Here is a 22,499-nt window from a genome sequence, read left to right on the forward strand (position 1 = left end):
TTGCGGGCGCGTGATCGGCGCTCAGATGGCGGCGAACTTGTTGAACTCGGGCATGCGCTTCTCGGCGAAGGCCGCGGCGCCCTCGGCGCCCTCATCGGTGTGGTGAGTGAAGAGGTCCAGGGCGGTCATGGCCATGTTCGAGAGACCGGCCTGATGATCGGTGTCGGCGTTGAAGCTCTGTTTGAGCATGCGGATGGCGGTCGGCGACTTCTCGGCGATCTCGGTGGCCACCTTCTTGGCCTCGTCGAGCAGGTCGGCGGCCGGGACGACCCAGTTGACCAGGCCCCAGCGCTCGGCAGTCTCGGCGTCGTATTGCCGGCAGAGATACCAGATCTCGCGGGCGCGCTTCTCGCCCACGACGCGCGCCAGGAAGGCCGAGCCGAAGCCGGCGTCGAAGGAGCCGACCTTGGGTCCGGACTGACCGAAGCGGGCGGTGTCGGCGGCGATGGTGAGATCGCACAGGACGTGCAGCACGTGGCCGCCGCCGATAGCGAGGCCGTTCACCGCGGCGATGACCGGCTTGGGGATGTCGCGAATCGTCTTGTGCAGGTTGCCGATCTCGAACATGCCGCTCTCGCTCGGTCCGTAGTCGCCGGTCTCGGCGCGCTGTTTGACATCGCCACCGGTACAGAAGGCCTTCTCCCCAGCACCGGTAAGGATGACCGCCTGCACGCTGCGGTCGGCCCAGGCGCGGCGGAAGGCGTTGATCATTTCCTCCACGGTCTTCGCGCGGAACGCGTTGTACCGCTGCGGCCGGTTCATCGTGATGATCGCGGTCCGTCCCTCGACCGTGTAGTCGATGTCCTGGTAATCCATCCTGCTCACTCCTCGGTAATCCATCAGCGGTTGTGAATACTCGCTCGTATGTGAATGAACGTACATTCACCGCGTGTTCGCGCCAAGGGCCGGGGTCGATCTCGAGTGGTCGATGCAGGTCATCGGTCGCATCTTCACCAGGGACGGCACTAGACTCACGTGCAGGCCGGGACCGCTATCGAGCGACGGAGGGCCCATGGCCGTCAACGAACAGCACGAGCATCACGTCGGTGGCGTGGACAGTCACGATGAGACCACCGCCTACCTGGAGAAGCGGAAGCTGCAGAGCGGAAGTGCGGGATGGCTGCTGCTGGCCGGGCTCGGCGTCAGCTATGTCGTGTCGGGTGACTACTCCGGATGGAACTTTGGTCTCGGCGAGGGCGGTTTCGGTGGTCTGGCGATCGCCGCCGTGATCATCGCGGCGATGTACTTCGCGCTCGTCCTGGGGATGGCCGAACTGTCCTCGGCCCTCCCCGCGGCGGGCGGCGGCTACACCTTCGCTCGCCGGGCACTCGGCCCGTGGGGCGGATTCGCCACCGGCACAGCGATTCTCATCGAGTACTCGATCGCGCCTGCCGCCATTGCGACGTTCATCGGCGCCTACGTGGAGTCACTGAACATCTTCGGCATCACCGACGGATGGTGGGTGTACCTCGCCGCCTACGCCGTTTTCATCGGCATTCATCTCGCCGGCGTCGGCGAAGCGCTCAAGGTCATGTTCGCGATCACCGCCATCGCGCTGATCGGACTCATCGTCTTCGCGGTGACGGCCATCGGCCACTTCGACGCCGCCAATCTGACGAATATCGCGCCCACCGACGCGGCCGGTGCGTCGGAGTTCCTGCCCTTCGGATATCTCGGCATCTGGTCGGCCATCCCCTTTGCCATCTGGTTCTTCCTGGCCGTCGAGGGTGTCCCGCTGGCCGCCGAGGAAACGTCCAACCCCGAACGCAATGTGCCACGGGGCATCATCGCGGCGATGAGTGTCCTGCTGGTCACGTGTGCGGCCGTTCTCATCCTGACCACCGCCGCCGGCGGGGCGTCGGAGATGTCGGAGTCGGGCAACCCGCTCGTGGAAGCGCTCGGCGACGGTTCGGCCGCCAAGATCGTCAACTACATCGGACTGGCCGGACTGATCGCGAGTTTCTTCTCGATCATCTACGCCTACTCCCGACAGTTGTTCGCACTGTCACGCGCCGGTTATCTGCCGACCACGCTGTCGGTCACCAACCGGCGTAAGGCACCGATGCTCGCGCTCATCGTGCCCGGCGTCATCGGCTTCGTGCTGTCGCTCACCGGCAAGGGCGAACTGCTGCTGAACATGGCGGTCTTCGGCGCGGCGCTGAGCTACGTGCTGATGATGGTGAGCCACATCGTGTTACGCGTACGCGAGCCCGGCATGCGACGACCGTATCGCACGCCCGGCGGCATCGTGACCACCGGTTTCGCTCTCACCATCGCGGCGATCGCGGTCATCGCGACCTTCCTCGTGGACGTGGTGGCCGCGTGCTGGTGCCTCGGCGTCTTCGCGTTGTTCATGCTGTACTTCGCGGTGTACAGCCGACACCGCCTGGTGGCGAACTCGCCCGACGAGGAGTTCGCGGCGCTGGCCGCGGCCGAGGAGGATGTCCGGTGAGATTCACCCAGTCGGTGTCCGGCACCACCTACACCTTCGACGGTCTTGTCGACCTGATGGCCAAGGCCACGCCCCGGCGTTCAGGTGACGAGTTGGCCGGCTGCGCCGCGGACTCGGATGCCGAACGCGCCGCAGCCGCATGGCAATTGGCCGATGTCGGGTTGTCGGTGTTTCTCGAGGACCTCGTGGTGCCCTACGAGTCGGACGAGATCACGCGGCTCATCATCGACACCCACGACCGCGCCGCGTTCGCCGAGATCGCCCACCTGACCGTCGGCGGCTTCCGGGACTGGTTGCTGGAGAACTCCACTCGGGGTGACAGCGCGGCCCGGATCGCCGCGATCGCACCCGGGCTCACTCCCGAGATGGTGGCCGCCACATCCAAGATCATGCGCAATCAGGATCTGATCCTGGTCGCCGGGTCGGCGTCGGTCACCTCGGCCTTCCGCACCACCATCGGACTCGAGGGCCGCATCGCCACCCGCCTGCAACCCAATCACCCCACCGACGATCCGCGCGGCATCGCCGCGGCCACCCTGGACGGTCTGCTGATGGGCTGCGGCGACGCGGTGATCGGGATCAACCCGGCAACGGACTCACCACACGCCACCGCAGACCTGCTGCATCTGCTCGACGACATCCGGCAGCGCTTCGAGATCCCCATGCAGTCGTGCGTGCTGTCCCATGTGACGACGACGGTCGGACTCATCGAACAGGGCGTGCCGGTGGATCTCCTGTTCCAATCGATCGCCGGAACCGAAAGCGCCAACCGGAGTTTCGGCGTCACGGTGGCCATGCTGCGCGAAGCCGACGAAGCCGGGCGCTCTCTGCGCCGCGGTACGGTCGGCGACAACGTGATGTATCTGGAGACCGGACAGGGATCGGCGCTGTCGGCCGGCGCCCATCTTGGTACCGGAGGCCGGCCCGTCGACCAGCAGACTCTGGAAACCCGCGCCTACGGCCTGGCCCGGGTCCTCGAGCCACTGCTCATCAACACCGTCGTCGGGTTCATCGGACCCGAGTATCTCTATGACGGCAAACAGATCATCCGGGCGGGACTCGAGGACCACTTCTGCGGCAAACTCCTCGGGCTGCCGATGGGTGTGGACGTCTGCTACACCAACCACGCTGAGGCCGACCAGGACGACATGGACACCCTGCTCACCCTGCTCGGCGTGGCCGGCGCCGCGTTCGTGATCGCCGTGCCCGGGGCCGACGACATCATGCTGGGCTACCAGAGTCTGTCCTTCCACGACGCCCTCTACGTACGCCACGCCCTCGACCTGCGGCCCGCGCCCGAATTCGAGGCATGGCTCACCCGGCTCGGAATGGCCGATGACCACGGCCGCATCCTGCCGGTCGACCCGACGTCCTCACCGCTGTTCTCACTGGCGGCGGGCAGATGAGCGAGCCGACGCGCTCCGCCGACGTCTGGGCCGACCTCCGGCGTACCACTCAAGCTCGGATCGGTCTGGGCCGTGCAGGCAATTCACTTCCCACGCAACGGGTTCTGGAGTTCCAGGCCGCACACGCCGCGGCCCGAGACGCCGTGCACGACCCGTTGGACGTGCCGGCATTCATCGCCCACCTCGAGGATCTCGGCATCGAGTCACCACGGCACGTACGCAGCCGGGCGGACTCACGCGGGGAGTACCTGCGACGCCCCGACCTCGGCCGTGCGCCCGCGGATCTGTCCGAACTGCCCCGGACCGACGCCGACATCGGCATCGTGCTCGCCGATGGGTTGTCGCCGCGAGCGCTGGTCGATCACGGCCGCGGCATGCTCGCCGCGCTCGTCGACACCCTCGGGCCGCGCTACCGGATCGCGCCACCGGTGGTCGCGACCCAGGCTCGGGTGGCGCTCGGTGATCACATCGGTGAGGCACTCGGGGTGACGACGCTGATCGTCGTCATCGGCGAACGGCCCGGCCTGTCGGTCGCCGACAGCTTGGGCATCTACCTGACGCACCGACCGCGGCCGGGGCGCACCGACGCCGACCGCAACTGCATCTCCAACATCCACCCGCCGGACGGACTCGGATACGCCGCGGCCGCCGACATCACCGCCCGCCTGGTCGCCGGGGCACGCGATCTCGGCCGGTCGGGGGTGGAACTGAAAGACACCTCGCGAGCCGCGATCGACGCCGCGGAGACGACAGTGATCGAAGGCTGACGGTGACCGACGGATCGCGGGATCAGGAGGCCAGGATCTTGGCCTTCTGCGCCGCGAACTCGTCGTCGGTGAGGATCCCCTGCTGATAGAGCGCCGCGAGTTCCTTGAGCTGATCGATGGTGCTCGATCCGGGTGCGGCCGGGGCCGGTTGGGCGGGCGCCGGTTGGGCGGGCGCGGGTTGGGCGGGCGCCGGTTCCGCGTACTGGGGTTGGCTGTACTGGGGTTGGGTGTACTGGGGTTGGCTGTAATGGGGCTGTTGCTGGGTGTAGCGCTCCTGTTCCTGCTGCGCCCACCGGTTCGCCTGGCGGCGCGAGACCCGGTTGCTGACCGCGGTGGCGGTACCGGCGATGGCTGCGGTGCGGGCGACCCCGCGAATCAGACCTGGCATGACTTCTCCTCGTATGGTGCGAGTGATGATGGTGTTCGGGACATCAGCGCTCGAGCGGGTTCACGATTCACCGGCTTCGAGGCTCTCGAGCAGCGCGTCGACCGGGACGCGACCCGATGCGACCACCTGTCCGCCGTTGTTGCGCAGGGCGGTCGCGAATGGCGCGGCCCACAGGTTCTCCCACACGATGATGGCGGCCGACGCACCGGGCGCGATCGCGACAGCGGCCTCGGCCACATCGTCGTCGTCGATGAGATCTGTTGCGGCACCGTCGAACACGGAGAACTCTGCACCCAACTCCTCGAGCTCGAACTGCGTGACGACTCCGTCGGCAGACTTCGCCACGAAGACGATGTCGATCAGGCGGACAATTCCGCGGTCGATCAGGTCGATGATGTGCGGAATCGATTCGCCGGTCGGTTGGCCCTCGGTCCACTCGACCACGATGTAGTCGATGGGACCGAGATCGCGCTCGGTCGCATTGTCCGTCACGTCCAGATTCTCTGTCGCGTCGTATCCCTCCACGGGCGGCCTCATCGCGGCTGCCGGCCGGAGTGCCGGTAGCGCGCATCGGAACATCTCGATCGTAGGCGTGGCGACATCCCGCAGATACGTTCTGTGCAGCCCGTCCCGATGAATTCACCCCCGCCGGGCGATGCCGACGCCGATCGCCGACATGAACAACAGGTGCCGCGGGCCCGACGCACGCGTGCCACTATCCTGACCGGGTGCCTGAAATCGCCCCGACGCGATGGTCGATCCGCGCGATCGTCGTCGGCGTCCTGATCGCTGCTGCGGGCATCTGCTACTCGTCGTGGGTCCTGGAGTTCCTCTGGCCCAGCCCGCTCGATCCGTTCCGCAGCTTCCTCAGCGAGCTGGACGCCCAGCACTGCCCCCACCGCGAGGTGTATGTGGCCGGTGACGTGACCACGAGCGTCTGCGCGCTGATCGCCGGAGCGGTGGCCCTCATCCCACGGCCTCTGGTCCGCGGCCGGCTCGCGGTGGCCGCAGTCGTCCTACTCGCCGCCTTCGGCGCGTCGACGATGGCCGACGCACTGCTGCCGATCGAATGCCTCGCCGGAATCGATCCCGGTTGCCGGGCCGAGCCCAGTGGCCTCCTGCCGCAGCTGCATCACATTCACGCACTCACCAGCACGCTCGCCGTGTTCTCGATCTTCGGCGCGATGATCGCCGCCACCCTCGTCGCCTGGCGCACTCCCGCCTGGCCGCTGTTACGCACCGCGGGGACCGTCGTGTTCGCGATCATCGTGCTGTCCACCGCGTGGATGCTGATCGCCGACAATCTGTCGGGCAACTACCGGCTCGGACTCGCCCAGCGCATCCAGGTGGGAGGGATGACCGTCTGGCTGGTGCTCTGGGGGGTCACCGTCGCCTGCCGGCGGGTCCCGGCCGGGCCGGGCAGCACCGGTCGATACCGAGCAGGTCAGCCCAGATCGATGACGCCGGCCGCCGGACCGTCGTCATAGAGCGCGCCGATGTGCTCGGCATACTTGGCGCTGATCGGCTTGCGTCGCAGCTTCATCGTGGGCGTCAGCTCGTCCCCGCCGGGGTCCCAGGCGTCCGGGATGATCGTGAAGCGCTTGACCTGCTCGACCCGGGACAGCTTCCCGTTGCCGGTCCGGATGGCCTCGGTCACCTCCGCGACGACCTCCGGGTGTCCGGCCAGTTCGGCGATGTCGGCCTCGGGGATGCTGAGCATCTTGGCGCGCGCCGCCGCGGCGTCCGGATCGAGAACCACCAGCGCGGAGACGTATGGCCGGCCGTCGCCGATCGCCACGACCTGACCGATCAGTGACCATGCCGCCTTCATCGCATTCTCGATGTTGGTGGGCGACATGTTCTTACCGGACTCGTTGATGATGAGTTCCTTCTTGCGATCGACGATCCGCACATTGCCTTCGTCGTCGATCTCGGCGATGTCACCGGTCGCCAGCCACCCGTCGGCATCGATGGTCTCGGCCGTCTTGTCGGGCTGGTTGCGGTATCCCCGCATGACGACCGGCCCGCGGATGAGCAACTCGCCGTCGGCGGCCAGCTTGGCCTGGACGCCGTGCACCGGGCGGCCTACGGTACCGACCTTGAGGTTGTCGGCGGTGGTCATGGTCGACACCCCCGTCGTCTCCGACATCCCCCACACCTCGAGGACCGGGATACCCAGCCCCAGGAAGAAGACGAGCACCTCGGGTGGGATGGCCGCCGCGCCGCTTCCGGCGAAGGTGATCTGATCCATGCCGATGGCCGCCCTTACCTTTTGCAGTACCAGCTTGTCGGCCAGCGCATGCTGAGCCCGAAGGGCCGGGCCGGGGTCACGGCCGTCCACGTGCGCCTGCGCCATCGCCGCGCCCACCCCCAACGCCCACCCCGCCAGCTTCTTCTTGACCGGGCTCGACTCTCCGGACATCTTGGCCTCGATACCGGCGCGGATCTTCTGCCAGACCCGCGGCACGCCGAAGAAGAAGGTCGGGCGGACATCCGGTAGCGCGGCGGCGATCTCCCGCGGGTCGGCGACGGTGGTGACCTGGATGCCGCGCACCAGATTCGCCCCGTGCGAGGACACGCGGTCGGCGATGTGTGCGGCCGGGAGATAAGAGATCACCCGGTCGTCGAACCCGACCTCGACCTCCTCGGCCAGGATCGCGAGTTCCGCGATCATGTTGCGGTGGGTGATCTCGACGCCCTTCGGGGGTCCGGTGGTGCCCGAGGTGTAGATGATGGTCGCCAGATCGTCGGGCCGCACGGCCTGCCAGGCCGCGTCGAAATCGAAATCGGCCGCCGGGTCACGTTCCAGGTCGTCGAGTGAGATCGCTTCGGACGCAACGCCATCCACCACGATGGTCGACGTCACCTTGGTCGACGCCGCGCGGATCACCGGGAGGAACACCTGCTCGGTGACGACGACGGTGTTGCCCGCATTCCCGAACAGATACTCGATCTGCTCGGGCGAACTCGTGTTGTAGACCGAGAACGGCACCGCGCCGAGATGCAGCGCTGCGGTGTCGATCAGATGGAACTCCGGCCGGTTGGTCAGCATGATGCCGACAGTGTCCCCGTGGCCCACCCCGAGCGCGGCCAGACCGGCGGCCAGCGCGCGCACCCGGCCCGCGTACTGCGCCCAGGTGATCTCCTGTATCCCGCCGACGGTTCGCAGCGCCACCGCGTCGGGACGCACCGTCACCGTCTGCGCGAAGGCCTCCGGCAGTGTCGAGACCGCGACTCCGGTCGTGTGCGGGAAGGTGATCGGGTCCAGGTCGGCCATGAGGTCCTCGTCTCGCCGGGGGTGTGGTTCACATCACCGTACCGAGCCGTGCGCACCGGCGGACCGGCTTGTCCAAAAAGGTAATCGAATGGTAAAAGCCGCAGGCGAGGGTGCTCGCGCCTGGGTCAGATGGGTCGCAGGCGAGGGTGCTCGCGCCTGGGTCAGATGGGTCGCAGCGTCACACCTGCGCTCAACGCTCCCTCGGAGACCGTCTGAGCGAACACATCACCCACCCGAAGCGTGTACGGGCCGTTCCCGGACCGCAGATTGCGAACCTCGAACGGAAGGCGGCACCCATCGTCGGCGCGGATCATCGCGCCGAGCGTCGTCGAGCCCACCCGTTCGCCCCGGTCGTCGAAGATGATCACCGGCGTTCGTTCCGCGACTACGCCGCCCGGCGCGGCCGCGGTCCCGCTCGCACAGTCGACGGCCACGCCGCCGCTCGCGGTGAAGAAGTGCGAGAACACCAGCCCCAGAACCAGCGCACCGATCGCGATCGCCACCAGGATGGCACCGCCGATCGAGCTGATGAGGATCACCCAGAATCGGGTCTTGCGCTGCCATGTCCGCAGCGGGAGTGCCGGGCCCGAATCGAGCCAGTACTCGCCGACGGCGGTACCGGCGGCCGGCTGTTGCCATCCCGACGGGGAATGCTGTTCGAAAGGACCGGATGCCATGGCGTCCAGTGTGCCCCAACGGCACCCGCCGGTGTGAGCGCCCGGTCGCTACTTCTTGGGCGGGAAGTACTTGATGAGCGCTTCCTGGATCACCGAGGTCGCCAGCGTGCCGTCACGCATCCAGAAACGGCCCGACCCCATACCGCGCGATCCCGTCGCCACCGGCGAACGCGTGGCGTACAGCAACCAGTCGTCGAAGCGGAACTCGCGATGGAACCACATCGAGTGGTTCACCGTCGCGGCGAAGAGCCGATCGATACCCCACGACAGTCCGTGCGTGGTGATGATCGAGTCGAGGACGGTGGTGTCGGAGGCGTAACACATTGCCGCGACGTGCATGATCGGGTCGTCGGGCATGGCACCGTCGGCCTTCATCCAGACCCGGTTGTCCTTGAGCTTCTCCCCCGCCTCGCGCACCTTCCAGGTCGGGTCGTTGGCGAAACGGATGTCGATGGGGTGCAGCGCGTTGACGAATGTCGCGATCCGATCCTCGAAACCCTTGAAATGCTCACCCAGAGTGGGCAATTCCTCCGGGTACGGGACGTTGGGGATCTCGACGGCATGCTCGAGCCCGGCCGTGTTGTCCTGAAAGGCAACGAGCATCGTGAAGATCTCCTCGCCCTTTTGGACGGCCGTCACCTGCCGGTTCGCGAAGGACTTCCCGTCACGGAACCGCGCGACGTGGTACTCCATCGGCTGCTCCACGTCGCCACCCCGGATGAAGTGGGCATGCAGGGCGTGGATGGGCGGATTGCCCCGGGTCAGGGTCCGGGCCGCGGCCACCACGCCCTGGCCGAGCAACTGCCCGCCGAAGGTCCGAGCGGTCTTCTGCTCGGGATGGGCGCCGATGAACAGATTGTCGTCACGCCGCTCCACGTCGAGAAGTGCGAGCAGCTTACCGAGGTCGTCGGATTCGTCGGCGGTCATGAGTGTTCACCCTATGCCCGTGATTCGACGAGGTACCCGGCGGGTCAGTGGTCCTGTTCGCCGATGCGGTGCACGTGGATCATGTTGGTGGAACCCACCGTTCCCGGCGGAGCACCGGCCACGATGACCACCACATCACCCTGCTTGAGACGTCCGATCCGCAAGAGTTGGTGATCGACCTGATCGATCATGTGATCGGTCGTGTCCACGTTGTCGACGATGAAGGTCTCGGTTCCCCAGCTCAGCGCCAACTGACTGCGCACCGCCTGCGTCGGGGTGAAGGCGAGCAGCGGCAACCGTGAGTGCAGACGGGCGAGGCGTCGGACCGTGTCACCGGACTGGGTGAAGGCCACCAGTGCCTTGACCTCGAGGCGTTCACCGATGTCGCGTGCGGCATAGGAGATGACGCCCCGCTTGGTGCGCGGCACGTGGGACAGCGGCGGTACGTCACGCGGACCGGTCTCGACCGCGCGAGCGATCTTGTCCATGGTGCGCACGGCCTCCATCGGGAACTTGCCCACCGAGGTCTCGCCGGACAGCATCACCGCGTCGGCGCCGTCGAGGACGGCGTTGGCCACGTCGGATGCCTCGGCGCGGGTGGGCCGGGAGTTCTCGATCATCGAGTCGAGCATCTGCGTCGCCACGATGACCGGCTTGGCGTTCTCCCGCGCCATCTGGATCGCACGCTTCTGCACCAGCGGCACCTGCTCGAGCGGCAACTCCACCCCCAGGTCGCCACGCGCGACCATGATCGCGTCGAAGGCGAGCACGATGGCCTCGAGGTTGTCGATGGCCTCGGGCTTCTCCAGTTTCGCGATCACCGGGATGCGACGGCCGACGCGGTCCATCACCTCGTGCACGAGTTCGATGTCGGACGGGCTGCGCACGAACGACAGCGCGATCATGTCCACGCCCAGCTTCAGCGCGAACTCGAGGTCGGCGATGTCCTTCTCGGACAGCGCGGGCACCGAGACGTTCATCCCGGGCAGGGAGAGGCCCTTGTTGTTGCTCACCGGGCCGCCCTCGGTGACCGTGCACAGGACGTCGTTGCCGTCGACCTGGTCCACGACCAGACCGACCTTGCCGTCGTCGACGAGCAGGCGGTCACCTGCACTCGCGTCGCGCGCCAGGTGCTGGTAGGTGGTCGAGACACGGTCGTGGGTGCCCACGACGGCGTCGACGGTGATCCGGACCTTCTCGCCGGTGTCCCAGCGCACCTCACCGTTGAGCGCGCCGTCGTCGGCGAACTTGCCGAGCCGGATCTTGGGTCCCTGCAGGTCGGCGAGGATTCCGACCGCCTTCTCGGTGGCGTCGGAGGCCTTGCGCACGCGGGTGTACACCTCGGCGTGGTCCTCGTGTTTACCGTGGCTGAAGTTCATCCGGGCGACGTCCATGCCGCACTCAACCAGCTCTTTGATGCGCTCGTCGGTTGCGGTGGCCGGGCCCAGGGTGCAGACAATCTTGGTTCGCCGTGTCACATGATCACCTTAGTCCCGTCGGCGGTACGACTGCACCGTCGTGGGTAGTGGTCACCCACCGTGCACCTGTTGTTTGTGCTGGTCCCACCGCCATCTCCGCACGTCGAGAAAACTATGAAACACAGGGTTCACACGCGTCGGCCGTCAGCGAACCGACAGCGGCAGCGTCGCCGGCCGCACCGGGGACGGCAGATCAGAGGCCCCCATCAGGAAGGTGTCGACTGCACGGGCCGTCGAGCGGCCCTCGGCGATGGCCCACACCACCAGGGAGGCTCCGCGATGCGCGTCACCGCACACGAAAACCCCTGGGGCATCGGTCTGCCAGTCGCTTCCGCAGGAGATCACACCGCGCTTGTTCGGCTCGATCTGCAGATCGGCCATCAGCTGCGAGGACCGGACACCGGCGAAACCGATTGCGAACAAGGCGAGTTCACACGGGATCTCGAACTCGTCACCGACCGGGGTGACCACGCGCCGGCCGTCGGCGTCGCGACGCACGGCCACCTCGGCGAGCACCATCGTGGTGACCTTGCCCTGTTCGTCGCCCAGAAAGCGTTGCACGGCAACCTGATAACGACGTTCACCACCCTCGGCGTGCGCGCTGGACGTCCGCATGACCAGCGGCCATGTCGGCCAGGGTGACCGATTGTCGTCGCGATCACCCGGCAGTTCGGGGTTGTAGTCGAGTTGCACCACCGACGCCGCACCCTGCCGGTGTGCGGTGCCGAGGCAGTCGGCCCCGGTGTCGCCGCCACCGATGATGACCACGTGCTTACCGGCCGCGGTGATCGGCGACGGTCCGTCCCCCTCACACTCGCGGTTGGCCGGGACGAGATGTTCCATCGCCAGGTGCACGCCGTCGAGGTCGCGCCCCGGTACCGGGTTGTCGCGCGCCTCCATCGCCCCGATCGCCAGGACCACGGCATCGTGGCGCGATCGCAACTCCGCCACCGACAGATCGGTACCCACATCGCAGCTCGTGACGAATTCGGTTCCCTCGGCGCGCATCTGGGCGATACGACGGTCGATGTCGGACTTCTGCAGCTTGTACTCCGGGATGCCGTAGCGCAGCAGGCCACCGAGCCGGTCGTCGCGTTCGTAGACGGTCACGTCGTGGCCGGCCCGGGTCAACTGCTGTGCGGCGGCCAAACCGGCCGGTCCCGAGCCGACGATCCCCACCGATCGGCCCGACTTGGACGCCGGCGGCTCCGGTCCGATGATGCCCTCGGCCCACGACTCGTGGGCGATGGTCTTCTCGATCCGCTTGATGGTGACGCTGCCACCGGTGGTGGCCTCCGAGATGGACAGCACGCAGGCCGCCTCGCACGGGGCGGGGCACACCATGCCGGTGAACTCGGGGAAGTTGTTGGTGGCGTGCAGTCGGGCGCTGGCCGCGTCCCAGCGGCCGCGACGCACCAGATCATTCCACTCCGGGATGAGGTTACCCAGCGGGCAGCCCGCGGTTTCCGAGTGGCAGAACGGGATTCCGCAGTCCATACAGCGCCGGGCCTGCGTGGACACCTCGCCGAGCACCTGCAATGGATTCGCGGCGTGCTCGTAGACGTCATCCCAGTCGGTGACGCGTTCGGCCACCGGCCGGTACTTCGCTTCCTTCTTGGGGATCTCCAGGAACCCGCGCGGGTCAGCCACGTGCCGCCTCCATGATCGCTGAATCGACGTCGCGCCCTTCGGCTTCGGCCATGCGGGCCGCGTCGAGAACACGCTTGTAATCGGTGGGCATCACCTTGGTGAAGGCGAGACACCGACGTGGCCAGTCGGCCAGCATCGACGCGCCGATCGCCGAACCGGTGAGCCCGGTGTGCTCGGTGATGGTGTCCCTGAGCCACCGCAGGTCGTCGGGATCGGGCCGCATCAGCTCGACCATCGCCTTGTTGACCTTGTCGGGATCGAGGTCGTAGACGAAGGCGATACCACCGGACATCCCCGCCGCCATGTTGCGTCCGGTCGGCCCGAGGATGACGACCCGGCCGCCGGTCATGTACTCGCAGGCGTGATCTCCCACGCCCTCCACCACTGCGGTGGCGCCCGAGTTGCGCACCGAGAACCGTTCCCCGACCCGTCCGCGCAGGAACACCCGACCCGAGGTCGCACCATAGAGGATGGTGTTGCCGGCGATGACCTGATCCTCGGCGATGAACCATGCCGCGGGGTCGGGCGCGACGACGATCTTGCCGCCGCACAAGCCCTTTCCGACATAGTCGTTGGCGTCGCCGGAGAGCTCGATGGTCACCCCGGGCGGCAGGAAAGCACCCAGGGACTGCCCCGCCGAACCGGTCAGCTTCACCGTGATCGTGTCCTCGGACAGACCCTCGGCGCCGTAGCGGCGCGTGACCTCCGAGCCGAGCAGGGTGCCGACCGTGCGGTTGACGTTGCGGACCGGGAGTTCGAGCGTCACCGGATGAGCGTCCTCCAGAGCGCCTTCGGCGAGCGCGATCATGGTCTGGTCCAACGCTTTGTCCAGCCCGTGGTCCTGCCCGCGAATCCGTCGGCTCGGCCCCTTGTCGGTCACCTTGCGGAAGATCGGGGTGAGGTCGAGCCCCTTGCTCTTCCAGTGCGCGAGCGCGGTGTCGGTGTGCAGGCGCTGCGACTGACCGATTGCCTCGTCGAGCGTCCGATATCCCAGCTGCGCCAGATACTTTCGCACGTCTTCGGCGACGAAGCGGAAGAAGTTGACCAGATGCTCGGCCTGACCGGTGAACCGTGACCGCAGCACCGGATTCTGCGTCGCCACACCCACCGGGCACGTGTCGAGATGGCAGACACGCATCATGATGCAGCCCGTCACGATTAGCGGCGCGGTGGAGAATCCGTACTCCTCGGCACCGAGCAACGCGGCCATGATGACATCGCGGCCCGTGCGCAGCGCACCGTCGCACTGCACGGTGATCCGGTCGCGAAGTCCGTTGAGCATCAACGTCTGCTGGGCGTCGGCGAGACCGATCTCCCATGGCGTACCGGCATGTTTGAGCGACGTCAGTGGCGACGCGCCGGTCCCGCCGTCGTGCCCGGAGATGAGCACCACGTCGGCGTGCGCCTTGGAGACGCCGGTGGCGACCGTGCCGACACCGACCGCACTCACCAGCTTGACGTGGATGCGCGCGTTGGAGTTCGCGTTCTTCAGGTCGTGGATCAGTTGGGCGAGGTCCTCGATCGAGTAGATGTCGTGATGCGGTGGCGGTGAGATCAGTGCGACACCGGGGGTGGAATGCCGGGTCTTGGCGATCCACGGATACACCTTGTACGCCGGGAGTTGGCCACCCTCACCGGGTTTCGCACCCTGCGCCATCTTGATCTGGATATCGGTGGCGTTGATCAGGTAGTCGCTGGTCACGCCGAACCGGCCCGAGGCGACCTGCTTGACCGCGCTGCGCCGTTCCGGATCGTAGAGACGATCCACGTCTTCGCCGCCCTCACCCGAATTGGATCGGCCCCCGATGCGGTTCATCGCGATGGCGATGGTCTCGTGCGCCTCTGCGGAGATGGAGCCGTAACTCATCGCGCCGGTGTTGAAGCGTTTCATGATCGCTTCGGCCGGTTCCACCTCCTCGAGCGGGATCGGTTCGCGCGCAGCCAGATCGAATTCGAACAGGCCGCGCAGGGTGCCGCCCTCGCGGGACAGCTTGTTCACCTCGTCGGAGTACTGCTCGAAGACCTCGGCCTGCCCGGTCTTGGTGGCATGCTGCAGCAGGAAGATGGTCTCCGGGGTGAACAGGTGCAGTTCACCCTCGCGACGGTACTGGTACTCCCCGCCCACCTCGAGCCGACGATAGACCTGTTCGGTGGGGTTGTCCGGGAACGCCCGATGATGACGGATGCGGACCTCTTCGGCCAGTTCGTCGAGCCCGACTCCCTCGATGCGGGAGACGGTCCGGGTGAAGTACTCCCGGACGACCTCCGAGGAGAGCCCGACGGCCTCGAAAGCCTGTGCGCCCGTGTAGGAGCTGATGGTCGAGATACCCATCTTGCTCATCACCTTGAGCACGCCCTTGCCGAGAGCTTCGAGATAATTGCGGATGGCCTTCGACGTCGACACCCCGGTGAGTTCACCTTCGGCGATGAGATCCTCGATCGTCTCGAGAGCCAGATGCGGATTGACCGCCGCGGCACCGAATCCGATCAGCAGCGCAATGTGGTGGACCTCCCGGGCATCCCCGGATTCGACGACCAGAGCGACCTTGGTCCGTTCCTTGGTGCGGACCAGATGATGATGGACCGCCGACGTCGCCAGCAACGACGGGATGGGCGCGTGATCACGGTCGGTGTGGCGGTCGGAGATCACCAGCGTGGTGTGCCCCTCGGCGATCGCCCGGCTGGCCCGCTGACGTAGATCCTCCAGCGCCGCAGCGAGTCCGGCCCCGCCCTCGGCGACCTCGTACAGGGCGCTGAGCACCTTCGCCGAGAGTCCCGGGTTGTCGCCGTCGTCGTTGATGTGGACGAGTTTGGCGAGATCCTCGTTGTCGATGACCGGCCAGTGCAGCAGGATCTGCCGGCACGACGCCGCGCTCGGCGCGAGCAGGTTCTGTTCGGGCCCCATCACGCGCGCCATCGACGTGACGATCTCCTCGCGGATCGCATCCAGCGGTGGGTTGGTGACCTGTGCGAACAGTTCGACGAAATAGTCGTAGAGCAGGCGTGAACGCTTGGACAGGACCGCCACCGGGGTGTCGGTGCCCATCGAACCGAGCGGCTCGTAGCCCGACGCCGCCATCGGGGTCAGAAGAACACGCAGGTCCTCTTCGGTGTAGCCGAAGGACACCTGACGCCGGACGACGGTGTCGTGGTTGGGTTTGTACACCTGTCGGCCGGGCAGCGTCGCGATGTCGAGGAGACCGGCGTGCAACCACTCGTCGTAGGGCTCGGCGTTGATCAGGTCGCCCTTGACCTCCTCGTCGGGGATGATGCGTCCCTGCGCGGTGTCGACGAGGAACATCCGTCCCGGTTCGAGGCGGCCCTTGGAGACAACGTCGTCGACCGGGACGTCGAGCACGCCGGCTTCCGACGCGAGGATCACCCGCCCGTCGCGCGTCTGCCACCACCGGCCGGGGCGCAGCCCGTTGCGGTCGAGTACTGCGCCGACCACGGTCCCGTCGGTGAACGTGACACAGGCCGGCCCGTCCCACGCCTCCATCAGCGATGCGTTGAACTGCAGGAAGGCGCGGCGTCGGGGATCCATGTCGGCGACGTTCTCCCACGCCTCGGGGACCATCATCATCACCGCGTGCGCCACGCTGCGGCCACCGAGATGCAGGAGTTCGAGAACTTCGTCGAGCGAGGCGGAATCGGAGGCCTCCGGGGTGCAGATCGGGAACGCACGTGTGAGGTCACCGGGGATGAGGTCGGTCTCGAGGAGCGCCTCACGGGCCCGCATCCGGTTGCGGTTGCCGCGCACCGTGTTGATCTCGCCGTTGTGCGCGACGAAGCGGAACGGATGCGCCAGCGGCCACGACGGGAAGGTGTTGGTGGAGAAGCGGGAATGGACGATGGCGATGGCACTGAGACACCGGTCGTCGCGCAGGTCGTCGTAATACAGCGGCAGCTGCATCGTGGTGAGCATGCCCTTGTAGACGATGGTGCGGCTCGACAGCGACGGGAAGTACAGCCCGGTGCCGGCTTCCTCGATCTCCGGGGTAACACGCTCGGCCTGCTTACGAAACGGGTAGATGTAGCGGTCGAGGGCGAGGCCGGAGAGCCGGTCACCGCCCGGTCGCTCGGGTTCGACGGTGACAAAGAGCTGCATCATGTGCGGCATGCACCCGAGGGCGGTGTCGCCGATGTCGGCGCGTTCGGCATCGACCGGCAGGTCGCGCCAGCCCAGGATGGTCACACCCTCGGCCTCGGCGAGGGCGGCGACACGGTCGATGGCCGCTTGGCGGAGTGCCGGGTCCACAGGCAGGAAGCAGACACCGGCCGCGTAGGTGTTGGAGCCGTCGGTTGCGGGCGTGGGCAGGTCGAAGTCCACGGAGTTGCGTAGCAGTTCGTCGGGCAGCTGGATCAGGATGCCGGCACCATCACCGCTGTTGACCTCGGCGCCGGCCGCCCCACGATGTTCGAGGTTCTCCAGTGCGAGCAGGCCGTCGGCGACGATCGAGTGGGAACGTCGGCCGTGGATGTCGGCGACCATGGCCACGCCGCAGGAATCGACCTCGGCCTCCGGGTCGTACAGGCCCTGTTTGGCCGGAAGTGCAGAAAATAACATCACTACCTCCACTCGATCCGGGACGAATCGCATGCTGGGAGTCCGTTGGGACAGCACTGGCCCGTGGAGCAGACTGGCGGCACTCGGGTCACCGACGTCGATGTGAGGCTGCATCGTCGGGGACCGGGTGTGTCGCGAAATTGCAGTCTATCCGACCCGGACCGTGGTTGCCGCCGGTGCGGACCGCAGTGCGAGCGGGAGATACGCCCTAATCGATCGGGACCACGAACACAGCTCCGAATCCGATCGTCACCGTGAGAAACCCACAGGCGATGCCGGTAGCGATCGGTCGCGAGTCGGCGGACACGAGCATCGCCAGTCCAGCGGCGATGACGACCACGGCGTCGATGATGAGACCCCACAGCAGGAAGAGGGAGAAGGCGTACAACGCCACCACCGACGCGACGATGGCGGCGAAGGGTGTCGCCGGCCCGAAGAATCTCTTGTCCACGCTCATCCGCCGATCGGGATCAGGGCGACGGCAGCGGCACACGCAGCGGCTGCGATCACCGCTGCCCACCGGTAGGCGGCCGGACGATGAAAGTTGACGACGACGCAGGCGAGGACGACTGAAATCGCGACGATCGACCACCGCTGTGCGGTGACCGAGAGAATGTGGACGTGGTACGGCGCGAGGTAGATCGTCGTCAATAGTGCCAGGGCAACGACCGTCTGAGCGGCGTGCTCACGCTGGCCCGAGTTCGTCCGGCTGGCAGCGGTGCCGTCGTGGGAGGTCACGCGGTACTCAAATGTGCGGTACTCAAATGTTCCGAAGGCGCACTCTCAGGTCTGCACTCGCAGCAACGTCGACTACTGAATTCCTTCTCTCGTGTCATCCAGTCCCCTCCACCTGGGCGGACCATCAGGATCTTAGTGCGGTGGCTACGCGTCGGACATCTCTCTCTGACGCTCGTTGATGTGCCGCGACGCTGTCGCTGTCAGGTGTTGTCACCCTCGGAGGACGCGGCCTCATGCTCGTCGTCCATGGAGCCGCCCTCAGCCGTCTGGGCGTCGGACCCCTTCGCGATCCCGGCCTCAGGTATCGCGGCCTCAGCGGATCTCGACTCGGGACCAACCTGGTCGTCAGACGAGGTGTCTTCGCTGTCAGGCGCGGTAGCCTCGACGGACTCGACTGTGTTGTCAACGTCGTCCGGTTCGGCGCCATCGCCGGAATGTGGAGTGCCCTCCGCGTCGGACTCAGAGCTCTCAGCGGAGTCCGAGGTGCTATCGGCTAGATCTGCGGTGCCCTCGGCGTCAGATGTGTTGTCGCCGGCGTCGGACTCGGAGTCCTCGGTGGAGTCTGCGGCGCCGTCGGCGGAATCGGCGGTGCCCTCGACGTCAGACTCGGTGCTCTCGCCGGAATCTGCGGTGCCCTCGGCGTCAGACCCGGTGCTGTCGGCATCGGCCTCGGTGCCCTCGCCGGAATCTGCGGTGCCCTCGGCGTCAGACCCGGTGCTGTCGGCATCGGCCTCGGTGCCCTCGCCGGAATCTGCGGTGCCCTCGGCGTCAGACCCGGTGCTGTCGGCATCGGCCTCGGTGCCCTCGCCGGAATCTGCGGTGCCCTCGGCGTCAGACCCGGTGCTGTCGGCGTCGGGTTCGGTGCTGTCGGCGGAATCTGCGGTGCCGTCGGCGGTGGACTTCTCGAGATCGACTGCGGGTGGTTCGTCGACTGCGGGTGGTTCGTCGTCGACTTCGTCTTCCAGGGTCGAATCGAGTTCGTGCGTAGGCTCGATGGATTCGTCCGGCTCGTCGAGGTCTTCGTCGTACCAGTCGTCGACGTAGCCGGCGACACCTTGTTCCTCGAGTTCGGCGGCACGCGCCGGGTGATACATCTCCAGACCCTGCTCGCGTCCCCGCGGCGCTATGACGAAATAGGCCGCCGCGCAGGCGAACACGATGGCTGCGGTGAAGACGTTGATGCGGATGCCGGCGATGAGGGTGGCCGGATCCGAGCGCAACAGTTCCACTCCGAGGCGGCCCACGCAGTAACCGGCCACATAGAGGGCGAACAGACGACCATGCCCGATGCGGAACCGGCGGTCGATGTACACCAGCGCCACCACGACGGCGACATTCCACAACAGTTCATAGAGGAACGTCGGGTGCACCACGGCCACCACGTCACCGTTGGAGACACCGCTGATCAGACCGGGGTCGCGATGGCCTGAGGAGTCGGTGCGCTCATAGATCTCCAGACCCCACGGCACCGCGGTCTCCCGGCCGTAGAGCTCCTGGTTGAAGTAGTTGCCGAGCCGGCCGATGGCCTGCGCCAGCAGGATGGGGGGTGCGATGGCATCGCCGAAGGCGGGCAGCCGGATGCCGTGCCGCCGCGCGCCGATCCACGCGCCGAGGGCGCCGAAGAACACCGCCCCCCAGATGCCGAGACCACCGTCCCAGATCTTCAGCGCGTCGATCGGGTCCTTGGGACCGTCGCCGAAATACGTACGCCAGTCGGTGATCAGGTGGTAGATGCGGCCACCGATCAGGCCGAAGGGCACCGCCCAGATGGCGACGTCGAGGACCTCGCCATCCTGGCCGCCCCGGGCGATCCAGCGCCGGTTTCCCCACCAGACGGCGACGATGATGCCGACGATGATGCACAGCGCGTAGGCGCGGAGCGGGAAGGGCCCGATGTTCCACACGCCCTGCGGCGGACTCGGGATGTAGGCCAGCAACGTCGTGGTCGGTGCGATCACGCTGCCACCCTAACCGACCCGCTCAGGCCGAGTCGTGATGGCCACGCACTCCCTCGGCGAGTTCGGCGACCAGTGCACCGAGGCGGTCCTGCCCGGCCTTGGCGGCGGTGACCAGCGCCGAGCCCACGATCACGCCGTCGGCGTACGCGGCGATCTCGGCGGCCTGTTCCCGGTTGCGCACACCGAGGCCCACGCCGATCGGGATATCGGCGTAGTCACGCACCCGCCGGCACAGTTCGGGGGCCATGTCGGAGACGGCGTCACGTGCGCCGGTCACACCCATCGTCGACGCCGCGTACACGAAGCCGCGGGAGGAGTCGACGGTCAGCGCGATCCGCTCGGTGGTCGATGACGGCGCCACCAGATAGATCCGGTCCAGGCCGTACTGGTCGGAGGCGGCATGCCATTGCGCACCCTCCTCCGGAATGAGATTGGGTGTGATGAGCCCCGCCCCGCCGGCCGCGGCCAGATCGCGGGAGAAGTTCTCGACGCCGTACTGCAGCACCGGATTCCAGTAACTCATCACCACCGAGCTGCCACCTGCCGAAGCGATGGTCTCGACCGCGCGGAAGACGTCACGCACGCGAACCCCGTTGCGCAGGGCCATGTCTGCGGCGTCCTGGATCGTCGGACCGTCCATCACGGGATCGGAGTAGGGCACGCCCACCTCGATGATGTCGCAGCCGGCCTCGACCATGGTCCGGAACGAGTCCAGCGACTCATCCACGGTCGGGAAGCCGACGGGCAGATACCCGATCAGCGCTGCGCGCTTCTCGGCACGGCACTTCTCGAAGACCGGACCGAGTTTCGAGGAGACACCGGCGTCCGATGCGGTGGCGGCCTGGCTCATCGGTCGGCTCCTGACTGCGCATGACCGGCGTCGGGATCGGTTGGGGCGTCCGGCGATTGCGCCGCCTCGTCCTGCGAGGGCGGCGGATCGAACAGGTGGAACCACCGGGCCGCGGTGTCGACGTCCTTGTCACCCCGGCCGGACAGGCTGACGACGATGATCTGGCCCTCGCCGAGTTCCTGCCCCAGCTTCAGCGCCCCCGCCACCGCGTGGGCGGACTCGATGGCCGGGATGATGCCTTCGCGGCGACTGAGCAGGGCGAGCGCGTCCATCGCCTCTGTGTCGGTGATCGGCCGGTACTCGGCGCGTCCGCTGTCCTTGAGGTAGGCGTGCTCGGGCCCCACCCCCGGATAGTCCAAACCCGCTGAGATGGAATGGGATTCGATGGTCTGCCCGTCCTCGTCCTGCAGCAGGTACGAGTAGGCGCCCTGGAAGGCACCCGGCGTCCCACCGGTGAAGGTCGCCGCGTGCCGACCGGTCTCCACCCCGTCGCCGGCGGCCTCGTAGCCGACGAGGCGCACCGTCGCGTCGTCGATGAACGGATGGAAGATGCCGATGGCGTTGGAGCCACCGCCGACGCAGGCGACGACGGCGTCGGGCAGCCGCCCGGCCAGTTCGAGGATCTGCGCGCGCGCCTCGAGTCCGACGACGCGCTGCAGGTCGCGCACCATCGTCGGGAAGGGGTGGGGTCCGGCCGCGGTGCCGAAGCAGTAATAGGTGTTGTGCGCGTTGGTGACCCAGTCGCGCATCGCCTCGTTGATCGCGTCCTTCAGCGTGGCCGATCCGTTGTCGACGGCCACCACCTCCGCCCCGAGCAGCCGCATCCGCGCGACGTTGAGGGCCTGCCGGTCGGTGTCCACCCGCCCCATGTAGACGATGCACTCGAGACCCAGTAGCGCACATGCGGTCGCGGTCGCCACGCCGTGCTGACCGGCTCCGGTTTCGGCGATGATGCGAGTCTTGCCCATCCGCTGCGCGAGCAGGGCCTGCCCGAGCACATTGTTGATCTTGTGCGATCCGGTGTGATTGAGGTCCTCGCGCTTGAGGAAGATCCGCGCGCCACCGGCCTGGTCGCTCAGTCGGGTGGCCTCATACAGCGGCGACGGGCGCCCGGTGTACTGGCGCTGGAGTCGGTCGAGTTCGGCGAGGTAGTCCTCGTCGGTGCGCATCTTGAGATAGGTGGCGGTGACCTCGTCGATGACCGCCATCAGCGCCTCGGGCACATGCCGTCCCCCGTACACACCGAAGTGGCCACCCTCGTCGGGTTCGAGGGAGGTACGAGTGGTCAGTCCGACGCTGGCCGCGGGCAGTGCGGCGTCGTCACGACTGCCGGTCTCGGATGGCGAATGCGCTCGAGCGGTCAC

General features: G+C 67.1%; 18 protein-coding genes. 4 read left to right on the plus strand and 14 right to left on the minus strand.

Translation table 11 applies throughout. From position 1 onward, the window contains the following. Positions 1-21 precede the first annotated feature (21 nt). Positions 22-816 carry an enoyl-CoA hydratase-related protein gene (locus GBRO_RS14555; protein ID WP_012834654.1) on the minus strand — a complete coding sequence of 265 codons (795 nt, stop codon included), beginning with the start codon at positions 814-816 and terminating at the stop codon, positions 22-24. 196 nt (positions 817-1,012) lie between these two features. Between GBRO_RS14555 and eat the strand changes: the two genes are divergently transcribed. The 3 genes from eat to eutC are packed head-to-tail and all read left to right on the plus strand — an operon-like array spanning position 1,013 to position 4,625. After that, the gene (gene eat, locus GBRO_RS14560; protein WP_012834655.1) at positions 1,013-2,452 is read left to right on the plus strand and encodes an ethanolamine permease; all 1,440 of its coding nucleotides are present in this window, start codon (positions 1,013-1,015) and stop codon (positions 2,450-2,452) included. Beyond that, positions 2,449-3,858: an ethanolamine ammonia-lyase subunit EutB gene (locus tag GBRO_RS14565; protein WP_012834656.1), complete on the plus strand. Its 1,410-nt coding sequence runs from the start codon at positions 2,449-2,451 to the stop codon at positions 3,856-3,858. The genes eat and GBRO_RS14565 overlap by 4 nt, the downstream gene beginning before the upstream one ends. Beyond that, positions 3,855-4,625 (plus strand): ethanolamine ammonia-lyase subunit EutC, encoded by a 771-nt coding sequence (eutC, locus tag GBRO_RS14570; protein ID WP_012834657.1) that lies wholly within the window; start codon positions 3,855-3,857, stop codon positions 4,623-4,625. The genes GBRO_RS14565 and eutC overlap by 4 nt, the downstream gene beginning before the upstream one ends. Positions 4,626-4,647: 22 nt before the next feature. Here eutC and GBRO_RS14575 read toward each other — a convergent pair whose 3' ends face one another. Further along, positions 4,648-5,013: an SHOCT domain-containing protein gene (locus tag GBRO_RS14575; protein WP_012834658.1), complete on the minus strand. Its 366-nt coding sequence runs from the start codon at positions 5,011-5,013 to the stop codon at positions 4,648-4,650. A gap of 60 nt (positions 5,014-5,073) precedes the next feature. Continuing rightward, entirely contained in the window at positions 5,074-5,538 is a 465-nt protein-coding gene (locus GBRO_RS14580; RefSeq protein WP_012834659.1) for a DUF6325 family protein, read from the minus strand. 203 nt (positions 5,539-5,741) lie between these two features. On the opposite strand from GBRO_RS14580, the gene GBRO_RS14585 reads away from it, so the two are divergent. Next, positions 5,742-6,500, plus strand: a complete 759-nt coding sequence (locus GBRO_RS14585) for a DUF998 domain-containing protein (protein ID WP_012834660.1) — start codon at positions 5,742-5,744, stop codon at positions 6,498-6,500. On the opposite strand, the gene GBRO_RS14590 is transcribed toward GBRO_RS14585, so the two are convergent. From GBRO_RS14590 to trpB, 11 genes are all read right to left on the minus strand, one after another. Further along, entirely contained in the window at positions 6,458-8,290 is a 1,833-nt protein-coding gene (locus GBRO_RS14590; protein WP_012834661.1) for an AMP-dependent synthetase/ligase, read from the minus strand. The two genes, GBRO_RS14585 and GBRO_RS14590, sit on opposite strands and share 43 nt — an antisense overlap. Before the next feature lie 161 nt (positions 8,291-8,451). Next, on the minus strand, positions 8,452-8,967 hold the full coding sequence (locus GBRO_RS14595; protein ID WP_012834662.1) for a hypothetical protein: 516 nt from the start codon (positions 8,965-8,967) through the stop codon (positions 8,452-8,454). Between the two features lie 48 nt (positions 8,968-9,015). After that, the gene (locus tag GBRO_RS14600; RefSeq protein ID WP_012834663.1) at positions 9,016-9,894 is read right to left on the minus strand and encodes an acyl-CoA thioesterase; all 879 of its coding nucleotides are present in this window, start codon (positions 9,892-9,894) and stop codon (positions 9,016-9,018) included. A 44-nt stretch (positions 9,895-9,938) separates the two neighbouring features. Then, positions 9,939-11,372 carry a pyruvate kinase gene (gene pyk, locus GBRO_RS14605; protein WP_012834664.1) on the minus strand — a complete coding sequence of 478 codons (1,434 nt, stop codon included), beginning with the start codon at positions 11,370-11,372 and terminating at the stop codon, positions 9,939-9,941. A gap of 144 nt (positions 11,373-11,516) precedes the next feature. Next, complete coding sequence (locus tag GBRO_RS14610) at positions 11,517-13,022, minus strand: glutamate synthase subunit beta (protein WP_012834665.1); 1,506 nt, start codon at positions 13,020-13,022, stop codon at positions 11,517-11,519. Further along, positions 13,015-17,589 (minus strand): glutamate synthase large subunit, encoded by a 4,575-nt coding sequence (gene gltB / locus GBRO_RS14615; RefSeq protein ID WP_012834666.1) that lies wholly within the window; start codon positions 17,587-17,589, stop codon positions 13,015-13,017. Before gltB ends, GBRO_RS14610 begins: the two co-directional genes overlap by 8 nt. A gap of 208 nt (positions 17,590-17,797) precedes the next feature. After that, positions 17,798-18,046, minus strand: coding sequence for a hypothetical protein (locus GBRO_RS14620; protein ID WP_012834667.1), 249 nt, complete (start codon positions 18,044-18,046; stop codon positions 17,798-17,800). Continuing rightward, positions 18,043-18,327, minus strand: a complete 285-nt coding sequence (locus GBRO_RS14625) for a hypothetical protein (protein ID WP_012834668.1) — start codon at positions 18,325-18,327, stop codon at positions 18,043-18,045. The genes GBRO_RS14620 and GBRO_RS14625 overlap by 4 nt, the downstream gene beginning before the upstream one ends. A 200-nt stretch (positions 18,328-18,527) precedes the next feature. Then, positions 18,528-20,285, minus strand: a complete 1,758-nt coding sequence (lgt, locus tag GBRO_RS14630; RefSeq protein WP_012834669.1) for a prolipoprotein diacylglyceryl transferase — start codon at positions 20,283-20,285, stop codon at positions 18,528-18,530. 22 nt (positions 20,286-20,307) lie between these two features. Beyond that, positions 20,308-21,135, minus strand: coding sequence for a tryptophan synthase subunit alpha (gene trpA / locus GBRO_RS14635; RefSeq protein WP_012834670.1), 828 nt, complete (start codon positions 21,133-21,135; stop codon positions 20,308-20,310). Then, positions 21,132-22,499: a tryptophan synthase subunit beta gene (trpB, locus tag GBRO_RS14640; RefSeq protein WP_012834671.1), complete on the minus strand. Its 1,368-nt coding sequence runs from the start codon at positions 22,497-22,499 to the stop codon at positions 21,132-21,134. Before trpB ends, trpA begins: the two co-directional genes overlap by 4 nt.

The sequence above is a fragment of the Gordonia bronchialis DSM 43247 genome (assembly GCF_000024785.1).
In the GTDB taxonomy this organism is placed as follows: Bacteria; Actinomycetota; Actinomycetes; order Mycobacteriales; family Mycobacteriaceae; genus Gordonia; species Gordonia bronchialis.